This is a genomic window from Devosia albogilva (genome assembly GCF_042685625.1).
In the GTDB taxonomy this organism is placed as follows: Bacteria; Pseudomonadota; Alphaproteobacteria; order Rhizobiales; family Devosiaceae; genus Devosia; species Devosia albogilva.
In genome coordinates this window covers 457,452-480,264 of sequence record NZ_JBHUNP010000001.1, presented here as the reverse complement: position 1 = coordinate 480,264, position 22,813 = coordinate 457,452, and the positions used below count along the sequence as shown (strand labels likewise).

Genomic DNA, 22,813 nt, shown 5'->3' with positions numbered 1-22,813 from the left:
TCAACTTGTGAGTGCGACACCGTGCCGATCATGCCGCACAGACGCGGGTACGGGCAGGGGCGGTCAGGCCCGCCACGATGTCCTCCAGCCGGTAGGGCTTGGAGAGGAACACGGCGCCGGGCGGCAGTTCCTCGGCGCGGGGGTGATGGCCCCCGGAAACGACGACGATCGGCAGCCCGGGCTGGATCTCGGCGCAGCGGCGGGCGAGGTCGAGGCCGCTCAGCGTGCCCGGCAGGTCGATGTCGGTCACCAGCCCGTCGATGCGGGTGCGCAGCAGCGACTCGGCGGCGCCGTCGGCGGTGGTCAGCGGCAGGGAATCGAAGCCGCACTCGGCCAGCTGGTCGACAAGGTCGAGCAGCAGGAGAACCTGGTCTTCGACGACGAGTATCTTGGCTGGCTTGGGCATTTGCTGCACCCCACAATCGGCGTGATAGGGCAAGCCCCGAGCGCCCGATCCGTTGCCGCTCATTCGTGCATAGCTGCCAGTATGGTTACCGGTTGAATAAAATTGTACCGATCGGCCACTCAACAACCCCGATGTCATCCCCGCGAAAGCGGGGTCCATCCTGGGATCTCGTCACCATTGCCGAGGACCAAAGCATCGAGTGTGTTGGCGGTGTGGAGCCAACATCATTGTCGACGCGGGGGCTAGAGCGCCCCCGTCCGGAACAGCGTCACCCGCAAGCCGCCATGCAGCACCGGCGGCTCGGCTGTGAAGGGCAGGGCGGTAGCGCGGGCGAGGTCCTTGTCAGCGGTGATGAGGCCGACGCGCCAGCCGCGGAAGCGCTCGCGCAGCACCGAGCCGAGATTGCGGTGCAGCGCCACCAGCGGCGCCTTGCTGCCGATGCGGCTGCCATAGGGCGGATTGACGATGACGAGGCCCTCCGGCCCGTCCGGCCGCTGCAGCGCGTCGATGCTGCGCGCATCGAACACCGTCACCGCGCCGACGCCCGCCCGCTCGGCGTTCTCGCTGCTCATGCGGATGGCACCGGCGTCGCGATCGGACCCGAAGAAGCGCAAGTCGGTGGACCTGGCCGGCCCAGGCGCCCGCAAATGGGACCACGCACCGGGATCGAACGTCTTGAGGTGCTCGAAGGCAAAGCTGCGCTCGCGGCCGGGCCTTAGGCCCAAGGCGATTTCCGCTGCCTCGATGACGAAGGTACCCGAGCCGCACATCGGATCGAGCACCGGCTCCGTTCCCGTGTAGCCGCACTGCCGCAGGAACATCGCCGCAATGGTCTCGCGCATCGGCGCCTTGCTCACCGCTTCCTTGAAGCCGCGCTTGTGCAGCGACTCGCCCGTCGTATCGACGCTGACGGCGACGAGGTCGTCCTCGATGCGGACCATGATCCGCAGCGGCGCGTCGTCGGCCACGGGAGCGCCGAGTTCCTCGCTGATGGCGGTGGCGACCCGCTGCGCGGCAGCGCCGGCATGGTAGATGCGCGAGCGCCGACAGGTGGCTTCCACCGTCACCGGCACGTCCGGACGCAGCACCTCGGCCCAGGCGAGCTTTCGCGCCCGCTTGTCGAGCTGCGCCAGATGCGCGGCGCGGAAGCTCCACAGCCGGACGAGTACGCGGGTGGCGCCGCGCAGTTCGAGATTGGCGCGCCACACGTCCGGCCAACCGCCGCGGAAGCTGACGCCGCCCTCGACCACAGCAGCGTCGGCAAAACCGGCCGCCAGCGCCTCGTCGCGCAGCGGGGCTTCGAGGCCGGGCGTCGCGACAAGGAAGATCTCGAAATCGGTCGGCATTCAGGCTCGCTGGCCGGTGGGGTTCGGAATGGGGAAGATGCGATCGTAGGCCCAGTTGAACACGAACGCATAGCCCATGTAGAACAGCGCAAAGCCGATATCCATCACCAGCGCCTGCCAGATGGAGATGTCGAGATACCAGGCGATGAACGGCAGCAGCACCAGCAACAAGCCGAATTCGAACAGCACTGCATGCAGCACCCTGAGGGGCACGGTCTTGATCACGGTGCCGCGCAGGCGCAGCGACACCTGGTCGAAGAGGATGTTGTAGAGATAGTTCCAGCCGGTCGCCAGCAGCGAGCCGACCAGTGCCACTACACCGATGGAGGTCATCGGCATGTGGAACAGGAAGGCAGCGAGCGGCGTGATCAGAGCCAGGCCGATGACCTCGAATGAAATGGCGTGGCGGATACGGTCGCGAGTGGTGCGCATGGAAAGACACTCCGTCTGGGGTGCCGGGCCGTCCCGGCTGATGGTGACCCGTTGACGGGGGAGGTCGTCCTCGCTCGAGGGGCAATATAGGGCCGGACCCGCGGCTGGCAAGGTCCTGCCGGATATACGCTGCGTTAAGCGTAAGCACGGCACTATGCGGCGCAGCGGGAACCAAATTGCCCCGATTGTAACGGTTACATGGCTCTCCAGTCCGGCTGCGGCGGGGAGGCACAAGCGTGAGTATTGCGTCGTATGCGCCTCATCATTGGCATCGTCATCGTGTTCGGCAGTGTGCTGGGGGGGTATGCCGCCCTTGGCGGGCACGTGGAAGTGCTGTGGCAGCCCTTTGAATTCGTCATCATTCTCGGCGCCGCCATCGGCGCCTTCGTGATCGCCAACGGTGCACCGGTGCTGAAGGCCCTTCCCGCTGCCTTCGGTACCCTGTTCAAGGGTCCCAAATACAACAAGGCCGCCTTCGTCGAACTGCTCGGCATGCAGTACGCCATGTACAAGCTGATCCAATCCAAGGGCATCCTGGCGCTCGAGCCACATATCGAGAACCCGCACGAATCGACCCTGTTCAACGCCTTCCCGAGTTTTGCCAAGAACCACCACGCGGTGGAGTTCGTGTGCGACTACATGCGCATGGTCACTCTCGGCGCCAACAATCAGCACGAGATGGAAGCGCTGATGGACGAGGAACTCGAGACCCACCATCAGGAGCAGGAGCGCATGGTGTCCGCCATGCAGTCGCTGGCCGATGGCACCCCGGCGCTGGGCATCGTCGCGGCGGTGCTGGGCGTGATCAAGACCATGGGCTCGATCGCCGAGCCGCCGGAAGTGCTGGGTCACATGATCGGTGGCGCGCTGGTGGGCACCTTCTTCGGCGTGTTCGTGGCCTATGGTTTCTTCGCCCCGTTCGCCGCCTCGCTGCGCAACAGCTATGAGGCGGAATCCAAGTACTTCCTGTCGCTCAAGGTTGGCCTGCTGGCCCACGTCTCCGGCCAGGTGCCGGTGATGGCGGTGGAGTTCGCCCGCAAGGCACTGATGAGCGACGTTCGCCCGACTTTTGCGGAAGTGGACGAGGCCACGGCCAACCTGCCGGCTACCGCCTGAGGCTGAGCACTTTTCATGGCCAACACCGACCAGCCGATCATCATCAAGAAGGTCAAGAAGTCCGGGCACGCCCATCACGGCGGCGCCTGGAAGATCGCCTATGCCGACTTCGTGACGGCGATGATGGCGTTCTTCCTGCTGCTCTGGCTGATTAGCATGACCACGCCGGAGCAGAAGAAGGGACTGGCGGATTATTTCGCCCCGCCCAACGTTGCCATTTCCACCAGTGGTTCCGGCGGCGTCATGGGCGGTACCGCTCTCGACGAGAGCGGTGCCAAGATGGCCGGCTCGACGCTCGACCAGGAGGCGGACGCCTCGGTTTCCGCCGAGAGCACCGAATTCGGCGCGCCTGAGCACGGCCTCGGCGGCCAGGAGGGGCAGGTGGGCGCCGAGACCCAGTCGATCGGCGCTTCCGAGCAGAACCTCAAGTCCGCCAACGACCAGCTCTTCCACAGCGCCGCCGCCAGTATCCGCCAGGCCTGGCAGGCCATGCCGGAGATCGCCGAGATCGCCGACAACCTGATCGTCGAAGAGACCGAAGACGGTCTCAACATCCAGATCGTCGACCAGGAGGGGACGCCCATGTTCCCCGAAGGATCGAAGTACCCGTACGAGTATACCCGGGCTGCCATTGCCGCCTTGGCGCCAGTGCTGCAGCAACTGTCCAACCAGGTGAGCATCACTGGCCACACCGCGGCGGGGGCCACCTATGCCAATCCGCGTTACGGTTCCTGGGAGCTCTCCAGCGATCGTGCCAATGTGGTGCGGAGCATTCTCGGCGAATTCGGCCTGAGCGACGATCGTGTCGCCTCGGTCGGCGGTCGCTCCTCGGGCGATCCGTTCTTTCCCGACGACCCCTACCAAGCCGCCAACGAGCGGATCCAGATCACCGTGTTAAACCAGGCACCGCCGGTTCCGGCCGTGCTCGCCCCCTAGACTTCGTTCTTCTTTTGTTCTTGAACTCGAGGCCGCGGCGGCATAGCGTTGTGGCGGGTGAGAGGGCGCGGACATGGAACCGGCGACGATCCTGCATGCCGATCTCGATGCGTTTTATGCCTCGGTCGAGCAGTTGTTCGATCCGGCCCTGCGCGGCAAGCCGATCGCCGTCGGGGGCGGGGTGGTGCTCGCTGCTTCCTACGAGGCCAAGGCTTTCGGCGTCCGTGGCGGCATGGGCGGGCGACAGGCACGCGAGCTCTGCCCCGACCTGATCTTCGTTCCCGGCCACTTCAAGGACTATCAGCGCCTGGGCGACGCAGCGATCGCCATCCTGAGCGACTACACGCCCCTGGTCGAGCGCATCTCGATCGACGAGGCCTTCGCCGACGTCGCCGGCACCGCCCATCTGTTCGGACCTCCCGAGGCCGTTGCGCGGCTGGTGCGACAGCGGGTGCGCGACGAAATCGGCCTTGCCATCTCCATCGGCGTGGCGCGCACCAAGCACCTCGCCAAGATCGCCTCGCAGGTGACCAAGCCCGACGGCCTGGTGGTGGTGCCGCCGGAAAACGAGGTGACCTTCCTCCATGACCTGCCGGTCGATCTGATGTGGGGTGTCGGTCCGGTGACCGGCCGCAAGCTCAACGAAGCCGGCATTCGGACCATCGGGCAGTTGGCGGCCATGCCCGGCAAGTCGCTCGAGAGTCTGGTCGGAGTGGCGGCCGTGCAGAAGCTCGCCGCCCTGGCCTGGAACCGCGATCCGCGCGTCATCGCCACCGGTCAGCGGGCGCGCTCCGTCGGCGCGCAGTCGGCCCTCGGCAAGCAGGCCTTTGCGGCCGTGGTGGTTCGGCCGACGCTGCGGCATCTGGCCGACCGCATCTGTTCGCGCATGCGTGCCAAGGAGCTCGCCGGCCGGACTGTCACGGCGCGGGTGCGCTTTGCCGACATGCGCGCCGTCACCCGCTCCATCACCCTTGGTGCACCGGTGGCGGCCACGGCCATCCTGACGGAAGTGGCCGAAGAACTTGTCGAGACCGTCAAACGCGATCACCGGCAGGAGCGCTGGATATCCCTGCTCGCCATCTCGGTCTCGCATCTCGAGCCGCAGTCGGGGCTGCAACTGGAGTTCGGGCTTGGCCTTGGAGACGAGCACCGGCGGCCCGGTGCGCCGAAAGGAGCGGCACGCTGGCAGGCAGACCGGGCGATGGACAGGGTCCGCGGTCGATTTGGCTGGGAAGCCATCGGCTTCGGCGACGTCGTGCTGGAGGGCCGCAAGAGCGTGCCGGACGCCTTCCGTGAACTGGCCGAGAAGGACCTTTAGCGGACGAAATCGTCTTCGCTGTAGCCCTGCAGGTAGAGCAGGGCAGTGAGATCGCCATGATCGATCCGGATGCCTGCCTCGGCCGCCACTGCCGGCTTGGCATGCAGCGCCACCCCGAAGCCGGCGATGCGGATCATGTCGAGGTCGTTGGCCCCGTCACCAACCGCCAGCGTCTGGGCCAGGTCCAGCCCCCGTTCCGCCGCCAGGGCTTCGAGGCGCTGACGCTTGGTGTCCTTGTCGACGATCGGCTTCTGCACCGTGCCGGCGAGCACGTCACCATCGAAGTCCAGCACATTGGCGACCGCCTCGTCGAAGCCGATGCGCTTGGCGATGTAGTCGGCAAACAGGGTGAAGCCGCCCGACACCAGCGACGTATAGGCGCCATAGGCCTTCATGGTGTGCACCAGCGCCCGGCCGCCCGGCGCCAGGGTGATGCGCTCGCGGCGAATTTCCTCCACCACCCGGCGCTCCAGTCCCTTGAGCAGAGCCACGCGGGTATCGAGGGCCTGCCCAAAATCCAGTTCGCCCCGCATCGCCCGGTCGGTGATCTCGGCCACCTGCGGCTTGATCCCGAGTTCATCGGCGAGTTCGTCGATGCACTCCTGCTCGATCATGGTGGAATCCATGTCGGCGATCAGCAGCTGCTTGCGGCGCCCCTCGGTCGGCACCAGCGCGGCGTCGATCGGCCGCTCACCGATGATGGCGCGGGCGCTGGCCAGCGCCTCGGTTGACTTCGGCTCGACGATCTCGCAGGCAATGTCCGGGTTCAGCCAGTTGAGTTCACCACCGACGGCGTCCGCCACTTCCGTGGCAATGGCGGTGTCGAGCTCAGGCTCGGCTGGGTTCGCGATGAGGCAAAGGACCGGCATGGCAACCAATTCTGGAGGGGATGCGACAGGGACGCGACGGGCCGTCCTGATAGCGGGTCCCACCGCCAGCGGCAAGTCGGCGCTCGCCCTCCGGCGCGCTCAGACCGAGGGCGCCGTCATCGTCAACACCGATGCCATGCAGGTGTACGATACGCTGCAAATCCTCACCGCTCGTCCCTCTGCGGGTGACGAAAAGCAAGCGGATCATCGCCTTTACGGCACGGTTCCGGCCGCGGTGCGGTTCTCCACCGGCATGTGGCTGGAGGCGGTTAAGGAAGTCATCGCCGGCACCACCGGCCCGCTGATTTTCGTTGGCGGGACAGGACTTTACTTCGATGCGCTCGTAAACGGATTCGCTGACGTACCGCCGGTGCCCGAGGCCGTCACGCTTCAGGTTCAACAAGAGTTTCAACAGCTTGGCGGCGCCGAACGGCTGGCGCTGCTTCAGCGCGAGGATCCGGAGGCTGCCGCCCGCCTCGGCGTCGCCGATCCGCAGCGTTTGATCCGGGCTTTGGCCGTCAAACGCGCCACCGGAAGGCCGCTGTCGAGCTTCCAAAAAGCCCCGCAATCCGGGCTTCTCGAGGGCTGGCAGGTCGAGCGGCTGGTGCTCGATCCCGATCGCCAGGTGCTGCGCGACCGCATCGCCCACCGGTTCGAAACCATGATGGATGCCGGCGCTGTCGAGGAGGTCGAGGCGCTACGCCGGCTCGAACTCGACCCGACCTTGCCGGTGATGAAGGCCATCGGCGTACCCGAGATCGGGGACTGGCTCGACGGCCACATCGGCCGCGAAGAGGCGGTGCGGCTCGCCACCATCGCGACCCAGCAATACGCCAAGCGCCAGCGCACCTGGTTCCGCAATCGCTTCGCCGATTGGCCGCGCCTCGATCCGCTTTAGCGCGGCCGCAGGAGCCCGAGCCGTTCGCGCATGGCGAAGCGGCTGACCAGCAGCACGGCCACGAAAGCCAGGCCACAGGCAAGGCCGATCCAGATACCGATGCCACGCCAGCCCACCACCAGACCCAGCACGTAGGCGATCGGCAGCCCCACGAGCCAATAGCCGAATATGGCCATCATCATCGGCACGGTGGTGTCGCTCAGCCCCCGCAGGGCGTGGGCTGCAACCACCTGAGCGCCATCCACCAACTGGAAAATGCCGGCAATGGCGAGGAATGAAGCCGCGAGCACCAGCGCGCCCTGGTTCTCCGGAACGTTGGGGTCGAGGAACAAGGTGACGATGGCGGGCCCGAAGAGAAGGAATGTCAGCGCCGAGACGACCATGAAGGCCGTGCCAAGCGCGAAGGCGGTCCAGCCGGCCAAGCGAATACCCTCCGCATCCTGCCGGCCGTAGGCGACCCCGACCCGCACGGTCGCTGCGATGCCGAGACCCAGCGGCACCATGAAGGCGAGCGACGCGCATTGCAGCGCAACAGCGTGCGCGGCCACCTCGTCCGTGCCCAGCCGCCCCATCAGCAGGGCGGCCGCGGTGAACAGGCCGACCTCCGCCAGCACCGTCAGTCCGATCGGGGTGCCGATGCGGAAGATTTCGCGGAAGCGGGGCCAATCGGGCTTCCAGAACCGAAGCAGGATATGGAAGCGGCGGAAGCGCCGGTGCCGGAGGACAAAGGTCAGGAACAGGCCGAACATGATGATGTTGGTGCAGACCGTGGCGATGGCGGCTCCGCGCAGTTCCAGCCGCGGTAGCCCGAAGGGGCCGAACATCAGCAGATAGTTGCCGATGGCGTTGGCGATCACGCCGCCGACGGTGATGACCAGAATGACCCGTGTCGCATCGAAGGACGACAGCAGCGAGCGCAGGGCGATGACCCCCAGCGCCGGCAGCAGCATCAGCACCGCAATCTGGATGTACTCTTCGGCCCGTGCGGTCAGCGTCGGGTCCTGTCCGAGGATGGCGAACACCGTGCGGATCTGGAGGATGACCGGTGTGAGCACCAGCGTCAGCACGATTGCGGCCCAGAACCCCTGCCGCACGATGCGCCGTACCGCCCGGACGTTGCGTGCGCCGCGTGCCTGTGCCGTCAGGGGAGCCACAGCGCCCACGATGCCCACTGCCAACAGGAAGAACGGCATCAAGAAGGTCGAGGCCAGCGTGCCAGAGGCAAGTGCCTCCGGCCCCAGCCAGCCCATCATGATCACATCGGTGGCCTGCAGGGCGTTTTGCGCCACCTGGGCGACCACCAGCGGCCATGCCAGCGCGAAGGTGGCGCGGAGCTCGGTTGTCCAAGGTGCGAAGCGGCCGTTTGCCGGCGGAACGGGTGCTCCGGCCTCGTGGGTGATCATGTTCTTGTCCTACTCGCGGCAGGTGCTCTAGACCAAACCGGTGTTGGGCGGAAGGGCTGCCGCTCCAAGGAAGGAATGTCCCGCATGCGCGAATTGCTCTTCGGCCGAGGCCTCGTGGCCATTGCAGGTCTGCTGGGGGCTGCCGGCGTTGCCTCAGCGGCCGGGGCGTCGCACGGCGAGGCTGGGCGCCTGCTTGGCTCCATCGCCACTATCGCGCTGGCTCACGCTCCGGTGCTGCTGGTGCTGGGACTGCTCTCCCCCAGAGGTCGAGCGTTGCGCAGCGGCGCAGTGGTGCTCGCAGCGGGGACGCTGCTGTTCGTCGTTGATCTCGCCACCCGTCAATGGATGGGGCAGGGGCTGTTCCCGGGCGCCGCTCCGATCGGCGGTGGCCTCATGGTTCTGGGCTGGCTCGCGGTGGCTTTGGCGGCCGTGTTTCGCACTTCGTTCAATTTTCGTTAAACGCGGACGGAACCGATCGCTACATAGCCGCATTCTGGCCTCCGATATTTCTCGGAGGGTTATTCATGCACAAGTTCATCATCATCGCCGCAACCGCTCTGTCGATGGCAGCCTGCACGTCCACCCAGCAGGGTGCCGCTATCGGCGCTGCCGGTGGTGCGGTCGTCGGTGCTGCCACCACTGGCAATGTGGTTGGTACGGCGGTGGGTGCCGGTATCGGTGCCGTTGCTGGCGCTGCCGCGGGCAACCTGCTCGGCCGCTATGGCGACAGCAACGACCGCTGCGTGTACGAGCGCCCGAACGGCACCCGCTACATCGACACCTGCCCGCAGGGCTAAGACATACTCGAGGTTGCAGCATCGCCCCATGCTGCCACGCGCCTTCGCGGCGCCCTGCACCCGATCCGGAGTCCCTCCTGGATCGGGTGCATTCGCTTGTCCGATGTCGACTCCCGCGTGGGGCTACGCTAGATAGCGCGCCGTTACCAATCTGGGCTGCCGAACATGCTGCGTGATCTTCTTCGCCACTGGAGCCCCAAAGTCGAGACCGCCGGCGACATTCGTCAGGCAGGGGCCTTGCCCTACGCGATCGTTGAAGGCCGCCTCGCCATCCTGCTGATCACCTCGCGCCGTACCGGCCGGTGGATTTTCCCCAAGGGCGCGATCGAAGCCGGCCTTACGCCCTGGGAGAGTGCTGCCAAGGAAGCGCGCGAGGAAGCCGGTGTCGTTGGCGAAGTCAGCACCAGCCCGATCGGTAGCTATCGCACTGGCGCTGGCGCGATGGGATCGGCGTTGGTCGACGTCGACATCTATCCCCTCCGGGTCGAGCAGCAGCTCGACGAGTGGAAGGAAAAGGGCCAGCGGCTGCGGCACTGGACGGTGCTGAGCGAGGCCAAGCGCCTTCTTGCCGATCCAGCGCTGGTGAAACTCGCAACCCGCCTCAGTGCCGAAGTTGCTCTGCGTCAGGGCAGCAGCAGGCCGAGCACCAAATAGAGCAAAGCGGCGAGGACCGCCGAGAGCGGTACCGTCACCACCCAAGCCGCAGCAATGCTGAGTACATGCTGGCGCCGCACCAAGCGGCGGCGCGCCAGCTTGCGTTCGCTCGACAGCGCCTCTTCCGGCGTCGTGTTCAGCATTTCCGGGTCGACGAAGCGGGCATGCACCGGGACGGCGACGTTGATCATGTCGCGCTGCGACTGAAACTCGCGCAGGAAGCCGACCCCGAACACCGCACCCACGGCGATGTGGGTGGAAGACACCGGCAGACCCAGCGCAGAGGCCGCCAGCACGGTGATCGCCGCCGACAGCGCCACACAATAGGCCCGGATTTCGTTTAGTTTGGTAATCTGCTCGCCCACCGTACGGATCAGCCGGGGTCCGAACAGTGCCAGGCCAAGCGCAATACCGACAGCGCCGATTGCCAGCACCCACAGGGGCAGGGTAATGCCCGCCGTCTCGCTGTGACCCGATTGAATCGTGGTCACGATGGCCGCGAACGGGCCGACAGCGTTGGCCACGTCATTGGCGCCGTGCGCGAACGACAGGAGCGCGGCCGCGACCACCAGCGGAAACCGGAACAGCGTCGCCACATGCTTCTTGCGGTTCTCAAGATACATGGACTGCTGGCGAACCAGCGGCATGGTGACAATCCAGCCCAGGGCCGTGAAGACCAAGCCGATGAGCAAGGTCATCGGCAAGCCGGGCTTCCAGATGCGGCTCAGGCCCTTGGTGGCCATATACATGGCGAAGATGCCGGTCATCGCCGCTACCAGAATTGGCACCCACACGCGCGCGGCCGAAATCTTGTCGATGCGAGAGGTGATGGTGCGGTGAATAACCGCCAGGATCACGGCGGCGAAGACGCCACCCAGCACCGGCGAGATCACCCAGCTTGCGGCGATGGTCCCGATCATCGGCCAGGCGACAATGCCAAACCCACCCGCGGCAATGCCCGCGCCCACCACGCCGCCCACCACCGCATGGGTGGTGGAGACGGGAGCACCGAGATAGGTGGCGAGGTTCACCCACAGCGCGGAGGCCAGCAGAGCCGCCATCATCACGGTGACGAACTGGCTCGCGTCCATCTGCGGCCCGGTGAGCAGGTCTCGAGCCACGGTGTTGACCACGTCGCCGCCCGCCAGCAGCGCCCCGGCGGCCTCAAAGATCGCAGCGATGATCAGCGCGCCGGTCATGGTCAGGGCGCGGGAACCCACGGCGGGGCCCATGTTGTTGGCGACGTCGTTGGCGCCGACATTGATCGCCATGTAACCTGCGATAACCGCAGCGATGACCACCAGGTAGCTACCCGGTCCATCGAGGACAGTGGAACTCGCCCACACGGCCGCAGCCAGCAGGAACACCAGGGCGATGCCTGGTGCCGCCAATCTGCGGGCGAGATCGCTGGTAGCGTTCTCGAGTCCCGAAACCCGCTGCAGATCCTTGTCGAGTGCGCTTTTGGTCATGTCACTGAACTGTCACGAATGGTGCGAAGGCCATACCCATCGAAAGCGCGAATGACCACCGGTTTGTTGCGTTCCCCGCAGCGACCTTGTGGGCAAGGGTTGACAGCCGTCCCTCGCCACCCGTATTCAAACGTCCTGAAATTCAGGAGAGGTCCCGTGCGGGCACTTATTCTCGTAGTAGGCAGGCGCATCGGCAACGTGGGGTAAAACCCCGCGCGATAGCTGGTGCGCCGAAAACAGGTCCCAAACGGGGCCTTTTTTATTGCCCGCTGATCGGCGCTGCGAGAAACGGGCTTCTGGAAAGACCAAGGGAAGGTACAGGCAAATGGCCGAGAAGATGACCGGCGCCGAGATGGTGATCCAGGCACTCACCGATCAGGGGGTGGAGCATATCTTTGGATATCCCGGCGGTGCCGCACTGCCCATCTACGATGCGATGTTCCAGCAGGATTTCGTCAAGCACATCCTGGTGCGGCACGAGCAGGGCGCCACCCATATGGCGGAGGGCTATGCCCGCTCGACCGGCAAGCCCGGCGTGGTGCTGGTGACCTCCGGCCCCGGCGCCACCAATGCCGTGACCGGCCTCACCGATGCGCTGATGGACTCGATCCCGCTGGTCTGCATCACCGCCCAGGTGCCGACCACGCTGATCGGCACCGATGGCTTCCAGGAATGCGACACCGTCGGCATCACCCGCTCCTGCACCAAGCACAATTACCTGGTGAAGAACGTCGCCGACCTGCCGCGCGTCCTGCATGAGGCCTTCCACATCGCGACCACCGGTCGTCCCGGCCCGGTGGTGATCGACATTCCCAAGGACGTGCAGTTCGCGGTCGGCGAGTACTACAAGCCGGAAACGGCTTCGCTCCGCCACCAGTCCTACCGGCCCAAGATGGATGGGGACCTGCAGGCGATCGAGGCGGCGGTTGAGCTGATGCTGCGCGCCGAGCGGCCGGTGTTTTATACGGGCGGCGGCGTGATCAATGCCGGTCCGGAAGCGTCGGAGAACCTGCGCGAACTGGCTGAACTCACCGGCTTCCCGGTCACGTCCACATTGATGGGTCTGGGCGCCTTCCCCGCCTCCAACCCGCAGTGGCTCGGGATGCTCGGCATGCACGGCAGCTACGAAGCCAACCTCGCCATGCATGACTGCGACGTCATGATCAATATCGGCGCGCGTTTCGACGACCGCATCACCGGCCGCATCGACGCCTTCTCGCCCAATAGCCGCAAGATCCACGTCGACATCGATCCGAGCTCGATCAACAAGATCATCCGTGTCGACGTCCCGATCGTGGGCGATTGCAACCGGGTGCTGGAGGAGATGATCCGCATCTGGCGCTCCCGCACCAACGAACCGCGCACCGAGGCCATCGCGCCATGGTGGAAGCAGATCGAGAAGTGGCGCGCCGTCGGCTCGTTCAACTTCAAGAACTCCGACACCGTCATCAAGCCGCAATGGGCCATCCAGCGGCTCTATGAAGCCACCCGCAACCAGGGCAAGGACGTCTTCATCACCACCGAAGTCGGGCAGCACCAGATGTGGGCGGCGCAGCACTTCCACTTCGACAAGCCCAATCGCTGGATGACCTCGGGCGGGCTCGGCACCATGGGCTACGGCCTGCCCGCCGCCGTCGGCGTGCAGGTGGCGCATCCGGATGCGCTCGTCATCGATATCGCCGGCGAGGCCAGCGTGCAGATGACCATGCAGGAGCTGTCGACCGCGGTGCAGTACCGCCTGCCGGTCAAGATCTTCATCCTCAACAACGAGCGCATGGGCATGGTTCGCCAGTGGCAGGACCTTCTGCACGGCTCGCGCTACGCCCATTCCTACTCGGAATCGCTGCCCGATTTCGTCAAGCTTGCCGAAGCCTATGGTGCCAAGGGCATCAAGTGCGACAACCCGGCCGAACTCGATGCCGCCATTGCCGAGATGCTCGACTATGACGGCCCGGTGCTGTTCGACGTGCTGGTGGAAAAGGACGAGAACTGCCTGCCGATGATCCCGTCCGGCAAGCCGCACAATGAGATCATCCTGCCCGATACCGCCAATATCGGCTCCATCATCGACGAGAAGGGGCGCGCCTTGGTGTAAACCGGGCGGAGGAAACAACATGAACGCACATCTGCAGCCCACCGGCTCCGCCTATTTCATCGCTCCGGAAACCCAGCAGACCGAGCGCCACACGCTTTCGGTGCTGGTCGACAACGAACCGGGCATTCTTGCCCGGGTGGTCAGCCTGTTTTCGGCCCGCGGCTACAACATCGAAAGCCTGACCGTCAGCGAGACCGAACACGGAAGGCGACTTAGCCGCATTACCGTGGTCGTCATCGCCACGCCCAAGACGCTGGTGCAGATCAAGCTCCAGCTCGAGCGGCTGGTGCCGGTGCACCGCGTGCACGACCTCACCGCCGAGGGCAATTACGTCGAGCGGGAGTTGGCGCTGATCAAGGTCAAGGGTTCGGGCGATCACCGGGCCGAAACCCTGCGCCTCGCCGACGCTTTCCGCGCCCACATCATCGACGCCACTGTCGAAAGCTTCGTCTTCGAAGTGACAGGCAAGCCGGAAAAGATCGACAGCTTCATCGGCCTAATGTCGCCGCTCGGTCTGGTGGAAGTGGTCCGCACCGGCCTCGCCGCCATCGGCCGCGGTCCGGAAAGCATGTAGCAAACGCCGCCACGCCTAGGGTCGCGTGGCGGTGAACTCGCCTTGTGCGGTGGTGACGCCCAGTTCGCCACCGGCGCTATCCAGCGCTCGCACCGTCCACTCATAGGTGTGGGTGCCGCGAATGGGGCAGGGGCCGATATACTTGAAGGTGTCGGCGGCGATGGCCGGTTCGCCTTGGTAGTCCAGCGCCTTGCCGCCGTGCTGGATGTCGGCCGTCAGGTCGTGCAGCCGGAAGTCGAGCACCGCTGTGCCGTCCGGCACGCCGCTCAGCCGGAACTCCGGGCTCGGTGTGATCCGCAGCGACCCACCGGCGCAGGGCCGCACATTGGAAAAGTCGAAATCCACCTCGAAAGCGGTCGCAGGTACCGCAACGAGCACGGTTGCCGCAGCCGCGGCAAGCAGATGCAGTTGCATGTTCAGTCCTCCCGCGGTGAGTTGTTGTATCGATACAGGTGAGTGTCAACTGCTGTGTGTGAGGACGGAGATCAGACGTCCTCAGCTCACATTTCGGTCCCGCCGCCACCGCTCAGCCGATCCGCGTCGCGCCTGCGGCATCATCCTGCGTGTTCATATGCATCAAAAGGTTCGATTGGGCGGCGGGCCCTTGCGGTGCTATGGCATCGCCGAGCAAGGAATCCGGCCATGACCCTGTTGTCCGTCAATCTCAACGCCGTGGCGCAGTTGCGCAATCGCCGCGATCTGCCGTGGCCCAGCGTGACCGGCATTGCCCGGCTTGTTCTGGCGGCCGGGGCGGCAGGCATCACCGTGCATCCGCGTCCCGACGAGCGTCATATCCGCCGCACCGATGTGTTCGATCTTGCCGAGGTGCTACGGGACTATCCGGGACGTGAGTTCAACGTCGAAGGCTATCCGAGCGAGGATTTTTTGGCGCTGGTCGCCGAGGTGCACCCACATCAGGTGACGTTGGTGCCGGACGATCCGAGTCAAGCCACGTCCGACCACGGCTGGGATTTCGTTGCGCATGCGGAGCTGTTGCGTGGTGTCATCGGTCGTCTCCATGGTCACGGCGCACGGGTGTCGCTGTTCACCGATCCCGACGTCGGAGAAGCGGGTGTGGCGGCAGCCAAGGCCACCGGTGCCGACCGTATCGAACTGTTCACCGGGCCTTATGGCGCCTGTTTCAGTGACCCTGCACGCGCCGAGCGCGAACTCGGATCATTGGCGGCAACCGCGGCAGCCGCGGCTGCCGCCGGCTTGGGCGTGAATGCCGGACACGACCTCACCCTCGCCAACCTGTCGGCCTTTCAGGCAGCGGTCCCGGGCGTGGCGGAGGCGTCCATCGGCCATGCCCTGACGGCCGATGCACTGATCATGGGTTTCGCGGAGGCGGTCCGCCGTTACATCGCAGTCCTGAGCTGAGGCAGCTCAGTCGGTGAAGGTGAACACCGCCAGTTCGCACACATTGTTGCCGCCGGAGACGACCTCGTCTCCATCCTCGAAGACGGCCAGGAAATCGTAGCGGCAGTAGCCGCTGCCATCGTCGATGTTGATGACGACGCTATGCCCTGCCGGCAGAATGTTGCGCCCGAGTATGTCCTCTTCCCAGGAATTGGTGCCGGTGTTGGAGGCGTAGAATTCGTAGATGTCGTAGCTCGACTCGTTGACGATGCGGACGCGGCGGTCGTACGCCTGCGCGTCGGCGGTGACACCGGCCACGAGGGCCAGCGCCAGCAAGGCTGATGCCAGTTTCATTTTTCAAAAATCCCCGGTGCAGGCAACCTGCCTGCATGTGCGACTCCTAGATCGCGCCCCTTGGCGCCAACACACCCGTTTGGGTGGGCAGGCGAGATTGTATCTCGGGTGGTGAACACTGCGTCTGCGGAACGCCAGCCGCTGGCCCGGGATTGCCTCTGCGGGGGCACGAAGAATCGCGGAAATCCAGCATTCACGGACACTTACATCGATGTGCCCTAGCCAAATCGGTGTGGCCGGGCGACAGCGGCGTGCCTCCTTGCCGCTTTCGCCTGCAGGCACATATATCGCCTCAGTTACGATTTGTTACCAAGGAGGGCGCAATGTCCAAACTGAAAATCGCCGTCATCATTTCGTCCACCCGCGACGCCCGCTTCGGTGAGAAGCCGGCCCAGTGGATCCTCGAAAAGGCCAAGGAACGCCCGGAACTCGAAGTCGAACTCGTCGACCTGCGTGACTTCGATCTGCCGTTCTTCAACGAGGCCGCCTCTAACCTGTGGATGCCCTCCCAGGACCCGAAGGCCGTCGCCTGGCAGAACAAGATAAGCGAGTTCGACGGCTACATCTTCGTCGTCGCCGAGTACAACCGCTCGATCACCGGTGCCCTGAAGAATGCGCTCGATCAGGCCTACACCAACTGGAACAAGAAGCCGTTCGGCGCTGTCGGCTACGGCACTGTCGGTGCAGCGCGCGCCATCGAACACCTGCGCACCATTGGCACCGAGCTGCAGATGGTCTCCACTCGTTCGGCCGTCCACATCGGCAGCGGCGACTTCTTCACCGTTTGGGGTGGCGGTGCCAACCAGCCGATCTCGGCCATCGAACAGTCCATCGGCCCGTCGGCCAAGGACATGCTCGACCAGCTCGTCTGGTGGGGCCAGGCTACTAAAGCCCAGCGCGCTAACGAGACGCAAGCCGCTCAGGCGGCCGAATAACAGTTCGACGACCTCCATCTTCGTTTACCGCAGGGGCCGCTTCCGCGAGGGAGCGGCCCCTGTGCATGGATCGCATGCAGCCGTTTGGTGTTGTGCGGGAATAGAGCCGGGTGTATAGCGCCGCGGCCTTTGAACCCGAGAGCCCCAAAGCTCATGACGCACTCGCAAGCGTCCGGCGCCAGCGCCGGGACCGTAGCGACCGAACAGGCCAGCCACGCAAAACAAAACCTGCCGATCCTCACTCTGGGAGCGATCGGCGTGGTCTACGGCGATATCGGCACCAGCCCGATCTACGCCTTTCGCCAGGCCATGCATGTGCGGCCAGGTGCTGCCGCCTCGAGTATCGAGATCCTCGGGCTGCTGTCGCTCATCGTCTGGGCACTGACGCTGACGGTCGCGGTCAAATACGTGTTCTTCGTCACCCGTGCCGACAATAACGGCGAAGGCGGCACGCTGTCGCTGATGGCACTGGCCCGCAAGACCTTCACCAATCCTCCGGTCTGGATCACCGCCCTCGGCGTGCTCGGCGCCGCCATGTTCTTCGGGGATGCCATCATCACCCCGGCAATATCGGTGCTCTCGGCCGTCGAAGGCGCCGAGCTCGTTGCGCCGGGGATGGGGCGCTGGGTGGTGCCGATCACCCTCGTCATCATCATCGGCCTGTTCGCGGTGCAGCGCTTCGGCACGGCGAAGGTGGCGATCGTGTTTGGTCCCATCACCGCCTTCTGGTTTCTGGTCCTCGGCTTCTCGGGGCTGGTCCACATCATCGACTATCCGGCGGTGCTGTGGGCGCTGAATCCCTGGCTCGGGGCGCAGTTTCTCGTCACCCATTTCGGCATCGCGTTTGTCGTGATGGGAGCAATCTTTCTGGCGGTCACGGGGGCGGAGGCACTTTATGTCGACCTCGGCCATTTCGGCCGCCGCCCGATCGTGCTCGCCTGGTTCGGCCTCGTATTCCCCTGCCTGCTGCTCAACTATTTCGGGCAGGGCGCTTACGTGCTCGAGGTCGGGGTTGAGAACGTCGAGAGCCCGTTCTTCGAGATGCAACCGGATTGGGCGCTGCTGCCGTTCGTGATCCTGGCCACCATGGCCACCATCATCGCCAGCCAGGCGGTGATCACCGGCACCTACAGCCTCACGCAACAGGCGATCGCCCTCAACATGCTGCCGCGCATGGTGGTGCAGCACACCTCGGCCACCCAGAGCGGCCAGGTCTACATGCCCCAGATCAACACTATGCTGATGATCGGCGTGCTGGTGCTGGTGGTGGCCTTCGGCAGCTCGGCCGAGCTCTCCAATGCCTACGGAATCGCCGTGTCGGGCGTGATGATCGTGACGCTGGCGCTTCTGGTCGTGGTGATGCGCCGCAACTGGCGCTGGCATCCGCTGGCGGTAGCGGTGTTCGCCGCGATATTCATCATCATCGATGGCGGCTTCTTTGCTGCCAATGCCGCCAAGCTGTTCCAAGGAGGCTGGGTGCCGGCTGCGGTCGCCATCGTCGTTGCACTGGTCATGTGGAGCTGGATGGCGGGTCGCCGCCGACTTGGTGACAAGACTCGCCGGGACGAGGTGCCGCTGCAGTTCCTCGTCGACAACCTCTCCAAGAAGAAGCCGATGGTGGTGCCCGGCACCGCCATCTTCCTCACCAGCGACATCGAGGGCGCCCCGACGGCGCTGCTGCACAGCCTCAAGCACTACAAGGTGCTGCACGAGCAAAACGTCATCCTGACCGTCCGCACCTCGTCTTCGCCCCGCGTGCCGGACGACGAGAAGGTGACCATCGACGCCTATAACGAGCTGTTCTTCCGCATGATCATCACCTTCGGCTACATGGAAACGCCGAACGTTCCCAAGGCCATGGCGTTGGCTCGCAAGCTCGGCTGGAAGTTCGACATCATGTCGACCTCGTTCTTCCTATCGCGCCGTTCGCTGAAGCTGAGCCAGAAGCACAACATGCTGACGTACTGGCAGGACCGGCTGTTCACCCGGTTGGCGCGAAATGCCAGTGACGCCACCGAGTACTTTCATATCCCGACGGGCCGCGTGGTCGAGATCGGCACGCAGGTGATGCTCTAGGCGGGCTACTTCACCATGTCGGGGCAGACATAAGGCACGGTCGCCACGGTGAACCGCTGCTCCTGCGTCTCGCTGCCGAGCTTGAGGTTCAGCACCAACTCCTCGTCGGTCAGGCTGGAGATGTCGGCCGCGATCGTCATGCCGTCCTCGTCCCAGCTGATGCTGGTTTCCGAGACCTGCTGCCATTTCGACAGCCGGTACGTCTCCCAGCAGCTGTCGCTGACCAGGGTGCCATCCTCAAGGAAGATCTGCATCGGCCCGGGCAGGGCAGGGTCGGCGTCGGTGCGCACCCATACCTTGTTGAGCAGCGGATTGGCGCTCTCGACCTCCTCCGCCGCTACCGGAAGGCTGCCCAGCGCACTGACACCCCAGGCACCCATCAAGGCGAGGATTGCTGCTTTGGTATCCATGCTCACTCTCCCGTCGCGCTGATCTGGTGATCGGCTCGTCGGGCACAAGAGGCATCCTGATCGCGGCAAGAATGCGTTGCAGCTTACGTCGAGGCCGCAAAACTCCGCAGTCCCAGCGAGCGATCCCGCTCCCGTACCCGCTTGGCCTGGTTGGGCCACAGGTCGTAGTCGGAAGCGCCAAGGGCGTGCCGGGCGTGCACGGCCCAATTCGGATCGTCCAGAGCCGCACGGGCCAGGGCGACAAAGTCTGCATCGCCACCGGCAATGATCTGCTCTGCCTCCTGCGGGTCCCCGAGCAGCCCCACCGCCATGGTCGGAATGTCGGCGCCCTGCTTGACGGCGCGCGAGAACGGCACCTGGTAGCCGGGTCCGCTCTGGATCTTTGCCTCGGCGAACCCACCGCTCGAGCAGTCGATGGCATCGACGCCTCGCGCCTTGAGTTCGCGGGCCAGCACCACGCTGTCCTCCACCGTCCAGCCGCCCTCGGCCCAGTCGCTCACGGAGAGCCGGGCGAGCAGCGGCTTGTGTTCGGGCCACACCGCGCGCACGGCCTCGGTGACCTCCAGCACCAGCCGTATGCGGTTCTCGAGGCTGCCGCCATACTCATCCGTTCGCTGGTTGGCCAGCGGCGACAGGAACTGGTTCAGCAGGTAGCCATGGGCCGCGTGGATCTCGACAGTGTCGAACCCGGCTTGATCGGCGCGCCGGGCTGCGGCGACAAAGGCATCGATGACGTTGTGAATGCCGGCCTTGTCGAGCGCCACCGGCGTCTGGAAATGCGGGTTGCCCGGCGCATGCGAGACAGCGCTCGGCCCCACCGGCTGCCAGTGCTCGAAGCCGACCAGCGGCTTCTCCTCCTCGGTTTCGTCGAAGCCGTTGCGCCACGGAATCGGGGTCGAGGCCTTCCGGCCGGCATGTGCCAACTGGATGCCGGCCGCGGCGCCCTGGGAGTGGAGGAAGTCGAGGATCCGTGCCAGCGGGGCGATGTGCTCGTCCTTCCACAGGCCGAGATCGCCATAGGAGATGCGTCCCTCGGGCAGCACGCCCGTTGCCTCCAGGATCACCAGCCCGAAGCCGCCGATACCGAAGCGGCCGAGATGGACGAAGTGCCAGTCATTGGCGAACCCATCTTGAGCCGAATACTGGCACATCGGCGCGACGACGGTGCGATTGCGGAGGGTGAGCCCGCGCAGGGTCACCGGCGAAAACAGATTGGTCATGCAAACACTCTTCGGCCAAACCAGGGGAGGCCCACCGAACATGCACACCGTCGGCTTCATCGGCAAGTGCCGATGAAGAGAATGTGTCAGGTACGCTCTTCCCAGATGCGCGCTAGCTCGACGATGGTGGCGACGGCTTTCTCCATGTCCTGTCGGCTGATCCACTCCAGAGGCGAGTGGAAGGCGTGCCCACCGGCGAAGATGTTGGGGCAGGGTAAGCCCATGAACGACAGGCGCGAGCCGTCGGTGCCGCCACGAATCGAGCCGCGCACGGGCGTCATCCCCGCCCGCCGGATCGCCTCCACCGCGTAGTCGACGATCTCCGGATGCTGGTCCAGCACCTGCTTCATGTTGCGGTACTGCTCGTGGGTGGTGATCGAGAATCGGGAGTCCGGATAGTCAGCCAGCACCGCCTCGGCGATGTCGCGGACCATGGCGTGCTTCTCGGCAAGCCCGGACTCGGTGAAGTCGCGCACGATCATTTTGATCGTCGCCGCTTCCATGGATCCGCTGATCTCGGTCGGATGCACGAAGCCGTCGCGGCCCTCGGTGCCTTCCGGTGAAACCTCGCGGGGCAGACGGGCAATGATGGCGCTCGCGATCTTGATGGCGTTCTCCATCCGGTCCTTGGAAAAGCCCGGATGCATGGCGACTCCGGTGATTTCCAGCGTCAGCGCATCGGCCGAGAAGGTCTCGTCCTCGATGGTGCCGGCCGTCTCGCCATCGAGGGTATAGGCGAAGCGGGCGCCGAGTTTTTCGAGGTCGACCTTGTCGACCCCGCGGCCGATTTCCTCGTCGGTGGTGAAGAGCAGGCGGATCGTGCCGTGGCGGATGGACGGGTCGTTGAGCAGGAGCTCGGCGGCGGTGATAATCTCAGCAATTCCGGCCTTGTCGTCGGCGCCGAGCAGGGTGGTGCCGTCGGTGGTGACGATGTCGTTGCCGATCTGGTTGGCGAGTTCGGGGTGCTCGCTGGTGCGGATCACGCGGCCCGAATTGCCCAGCGGGATGTCCCCACCTGCATAGTTTCGGTGAAGTTTTGGTTGCACTCCGTTACCGCTGAAGTCGGGTGCGGTGTCCATATGGGCACAAAAGCAGACAACCGGCACATCCTTGTCGGTGTTGGCCGGAATGGTGGCGTAGACGTAGCCGTGTTCGTCGAGATGCGCATCGGTCAGGCCGATAGTGAGGAGTTCGTCGACGAGGAGCCGGCCGAGGTTCTTCTGCTTCTCCGTCGAGGGCTGGGTAGGGGAGTCGGGATCGGACTGGGTATCGATCACCACGTAGCGAAGGAAGCGGTCGAGAACGGTATCGGTCATCTGGATATCCCGGCTGGCACAAGAGCAGAACGCTTAGCCGTGTAGACGCCGCTTGGGAATCCGCTATCACGCGCTACAAAGGGGCTTGTCACGAACCGTACCGTACGGTACGCCAGCGGACGAAATCGGCCGAAACCGTTCGGCTCTATACCGGATGAGGGTGGAATGGCGCTGCCCATCAAAATCACCGAGGAGACCTTCACGCCGCGGCAGCAGGCGGTGTTGACGGCTGCGCTCGACCTTCTGGTCGAGAACGGCGATGGCCTGACCATGACGGCCGTCGCCCGCCGCGCCTCGTGCAGCAAGGAAACGCTCTACAAGTGGTTCGGCGACCGCGATGGCCTGCTTACTGCCACGGTGCAGTGGCAGGCGGCAAAGGTGCGCATGCCGCATGTGGACCGTACGCATCTGAGCGCCTCGGTGCTGCGCGAGAGCCTTGAGCAGTTCGCGCGCGACCTGCTGACCACCATCGTGGGGCAGGTTTCGATCACGCTCAACCGCACTGCCATCACCCATGCGGCGCAGGAGAAGGACAGCCTCGGCGTGATCGTGCTCGAAAACGGTCCGCTCGCCATCCGTCGCCGGCTTAAGCCGATCCTCGAGGCGGGGCGCGATGCCCGCCTGCTGCGGTTCGACAGCAGCGAGGAGGCCTACCGCACCTTCTTCGGTCTCGTGGTGCGGGACGTGCAGATCCGCCTCTTGCTGGGCGACAAGCAACTCACCCAGAGCAATGTCGAGGCCAATATCGAAGCCGACGTGAAAACGGCGGCCGATCAGTTCTTCGCCCTCTATGGGACGAAAGCCACTCAATAACACCGCAATTCGAGGGA

Annotated in this window: 24 protein-coding genes; 13 read left to right on the top strand and 11 right to left on the bottom strand. The window is 65.0% G+C overall.

Annotation, left to right across the window (positions count from 1 at the left end):
* Positions 1–28: 28 nt before the first annotated feature.
* From ACFSX5_RS02470 to ACFSX5_RS02460, 3 genes are all read right to left on the bottom strand, one after another.
* Positions 29–406 carry a response regulator gene (locus ACFSX5_RS02470; protein ID WP_386831449.1) on the bottom strand — a complete coding sequence of 126 codons (378 nt, stop codon included), beginning with the start codon at positions 404–406 and terminating at the stop codon, positions 29–31.
* Between the two features lie 242 nt (positions 407–648).
* Entirely contained in the window at positions 649–1,752 is a 1,104-nt protein-coding gene (locus tag ACFSX5_RS02465) for a THUMP domain-containing class I SAM-dependent RNA methyltransferase (protein WP_386831448.1), read from the bottom strand.
* Positions 1,753–2,184 carry a PACE efflux transporter gene (locus ACFSX5_RS02460; protein ID WP_386831446.1) on the bottom strand — a complete coding sequence of 144 codons (432 nt, stop codon included), beginning with the start codon at positions 2,182–2,184 and terminating at the stop codon, positions 1,753–1,755.
* 252 nt (positions 2,185–2,436) lie between these two features.
* Between ACFSX5_RS02460 and motA the strand changes: the two genes are divergently transcribed.
* The 3 genes from motA to dinB all read left to right on the top strand — a co-directional run bounded on the left by motA (position 2,437) and on the right by dinB (position 5,554).
* Entirely contained in the window at positions 2,437–3,300 is an 864-nt protein-coding gene (gene motA, locus ACFSX5_RS02455) for a flagellar motor stator protein MotA (RefSeq protein WP_386831444.1), read from the top strand.
* Between the two features lie 15 nt (positions 3,301–3,315).
* Positions 3,316–4,236 carry a flagellar motor protein MotB gene (locus tag ACFSX5_RS02450; protein ID WP_386831442.1) on the top strand — a complete coding sequence of 307 codons (921 nt, stop codon included), beginning with the start codon at positions 3,316–3,318 and terminating at the stop codon, positions 4,234–4,236.
* Between the two features lie 73 nt (positions 4,237–4,309).
* On the top strand, positions 4,310–5,554 hold the full coding sequence (gene dinB, locus ACFSX5_RS02445; RefSeq protein WP_386831440.1) for a DNA polymerase IV: 1,245 nt from the start codon (positions 4,310–4,312) through the stop codon (positions 5,552–5,554).
* Here dinB and serB read toward each other — a convergent pair.
* A complete protein-coding gene (gene serB / locus ACFSX5_RS02440) occupies positions 5,551–6,423 on the bottom strand; it encodes a phosphoserine phosphatase SerB (protein ID WP_386831438.1) in 873 nt (290 codons plus the stop codon). The two genes, dinB and serB, sit on opposite strands and share 4 nt — an antisense overlap.
* On the opposite strand from serB, the gene miaA reads away from it, so the two are divergent.
* A complete protein-coding gene (gene miaA, locus ACFSX5_RS02435) occupies positions 6,422–7,321 on the top strand; it encodes a tRNA (adenosine(37)-N6)-dimethylallyltransferase MiaA (RefSeq protein ID WP_386831436.1) in 900 nt (299 codons plus the stop codon). The two genes, serB and miaA, sit on opposite strands and share 2 nt — an antisense overlap.
* Here miaA and ACFSX5_RS02430 read toward each other — a convergent pair.
* Positions 7,318–8,724 (bottom strand): MATE family efflux transporter, encoded by a 1,407-nt coding sequence (locus ACFSX5_RS02430; RefSeq protein WP_386831434.1) that lies wholly within the window; start codon positions 8,722–8,724, stop codon positions 7,318–7,320. The two genes, miaA and ACFSX5_RS02430, sit on opposite strands and share 4 nt — an antisense overlap.
* Before the next feature lie 84 nt (positions 8,725–8,808).
* Between ACFSX5_RS02430 and ACFSX5_RS02425 the strand changes: the two genes are divergently transcribed.
* The 3 genes from ACFSX5_RS02425 (at position 8,809) to ACFSX5_RS02415 (ending at position 10,175) form a co-directional block, all read left to right on the top strand.
* A complete protein-coding gene (locus tag ACFSX5_RS02425; RefSeq protein ID WP_386831432.1) occupies positions 8,809–9,183 on the top strand; it encodes a DUF423 domain-containing protein in 375 nt (124 codons plus the stop codon).
* Positions 9,184–9,248: 65 nt separating this feature from the next.
* Positions 9,249–9,521, top strand: a complete 273-nt coding sequence (locus tag ACFSX5_RS02420) for a YMGG-like glycine zipper-containing protein (protein WP_386831431.1) — start codon at positions 9,249–9,251, stop codon at positions 9,519–9,521.
* Positions 9,522–9,686: 165 nt separating this feature from the next.
* Entirely contained in the window at positions 9,687–10,175 is a 489-nt protein-coding gene (locus ACFSX5_RS02415; RefSeq protein ID WP_386831429.1) for an NUDIX hydrolase, read from the top strand.
* Here ACFSX5_RS02415 and ACFSX5_RS02410 read toward each other — a convergent pair.
* Positions 10,145–11,644 (bottom strand): inorganic phosphate transporter, encoded by a 1,500-nt coding sequence (locus ACFSX5_RS02410; RefSeq protein WP_386831427.1) that lies wholly within the window; start codon positions 11,642–11,644, stop codon positions 10,145–10,147. The genes ACFSX5_RS02415 and ACFSX5_RS02410 overlap by 31 nt on opposite strands.
* A 325-nt stretch (positions 11,645–11,969) precedes the next feature.
* Between ACFSX5_RS02410 and ACFSX5_RS02405 the strand changes: the two genes are divergently transcribed.
* Both ACFSX5_RS02405 and ilvN read left to right on the top strand, forming a co-directional pair.
* Entirely contained in the window at positions 11,970–13,739 is a 1,770-nt protein-coding gene (locus ACFSX5_RS02405; RefSeq protein ID WP_386831425.1) for an acetolactate synthase 3 large subunit, read from the top strand.
* 19 nt (positions 13,740–13,758) lie between these two features.
* Positions 13,759–14,313, top strand: a complete 555-nt coding sequence (gene ilvN / locus ACFSX5_RS02400; RefSeq protein ID WP_386831424.1) for an acetolactate synthase small subunit — start codon at positions 13,759–13,761, stop codon at positions 14,311–14,313.
* 15 nt (positions 14,314–14,328) lie between these two features.
* Here the strand turns inward: ilvN and ACFSX5_RS02395 are convergent, their stop codons facing one another.
* Complete coding sequence (locus ACFSX5_RS02395) at positions 14,329–14,727, bottom strand: hypothetical protein (RefSeq protein ID WP_386831422.1); 399 nt, start codon at positions 14,725–14,727, stop codon at positions 14,329–14,331.
* Positions 14,728–14,955: 228 nt separating this feature from the next.
* On the opposite strand from ACFSX5_RS02395, the gene ACFSX5_RS02390 reads away from it, so the two are divergent.
* The gene (locus ACFSX5_RS02390; RefSeq protein ID WP_386831420.1) at positions 14,956–15,693 is read left to right on the top strand and encodes a pyridoxine 5'-phosphate synthase; all 738 of its coding nucleotides are present in this window, start codon (positions 14,956–14,958) and stop codon (positions 15,691–15,693) included.
* A gap of 6 nt (positions 15,694–15,699) precedes the next feature.
* Here ACFSX5_RS02390 and ACFSX5_RS02385 read toward each other — a convergent pair whose 3' ends face one another.
* On the bottom strand, positions 15,700–16,026 hold the full coding sequence (locus tag ACFSX5_RS02385; RefSeq protein WP_386831418.1) for a hypothetical protein: 327 nt from the start codon (positions 16,024–16,026) through the stop codon (positions 15,700–15,702).
* A gap of 323 nt (positions 16,027–16,349) precedes the next feature.
* On the opposite strand from ACFSX5_RS02385, the gene ACFSX5_RS02380 reads away from it, so the two are divergent.
* Positions 16,350–16,961 carry an NADPH-dependent FMN reductase gene (locus ACFSX5_RS02380; protein WP_386831416.1) on the top strand — a complete coding sequence of 204 codons (612 nt, stop codon included), beginning with the start codon at positions 16,350–16,352 and terminating at the stop codon, positions 16,959–16,961.
* Positions 16,962–17,114: 153 nt separating this feature from the next.
* Positions 17,115–19,037 carry a potassium transporter Kup gene (locus ACFSX5_RS02375; protein WP_386831414.1) on the top strand — a complete coding sequence of 641 codons (1,923 nt, stop codon included), beginning with the start codon at positions 17,115–17,117 and terminating at the stop codon, positions 19,035–19,037.
* 5 nt (positions 19,038–19,042) lie between these two features.
* On the opposite strand, the gene ACFSX5_RS02370 is transcribed toward ACFSX5_RS02375, so the two are convergent.
* The 3 genes from ACFSX5_RS02370 to pepT form a co-directional block, all read right to left on the bottom strand.
* Positions 19,043–19,447, bottom strand: a complete 405-nt coding sequence (locus ACFSX5_RS02370) for a hypothetical protein (RefSeq protein ID WP_386831412.1) — start codon at positions 19,445–19,447, stop codon at positions 19,043–19,045.
* A gap of 83 nt (positions 19,448–19,530) precedes the next feature.
* A complete protein-coding gene (locus ACFSX5_RS02365) occupies positions 19,531–20,667 on the bottom strand; it encodes an NADH:flavin oxidoreductase/NADH oxidase (protein ID WP_386831410.1) in 1,137 nt (378 codons plus the stop codon).
* An 86-nt stretch (positions 20,668–20,753) separates the two neighbouring features.
* Positions 20,754–21,983, bottom strand: a complete 1,230-nt coding sequence (gene pepT, locus ACFSX5_RS02360; protein ID WP_386831408.1) for a peptidase T — start codon at positions 21,981–21,983, stop codon at positions 20,754–20,756.
* 165 nt (positions 21,984–22,148) lie between these two features.
* Between pepT and ACFSX5_RS02355 the strand changes: the two genes are divergently transcribed.
* On the top strand, positions 22,149–22,796 hold the full coding sequence (locus tag ACFSX5_RS02355; RefSeq protein ID WP_386831406.1) for a TetR/AcrR family transcriptional regulator: 648 nt from the start codon (positions 22,149–22,151) through the stop codon (positions 22,794–22,796).
* Positions 22,797–22,813 lie beyond the last annotated feature (17 nt).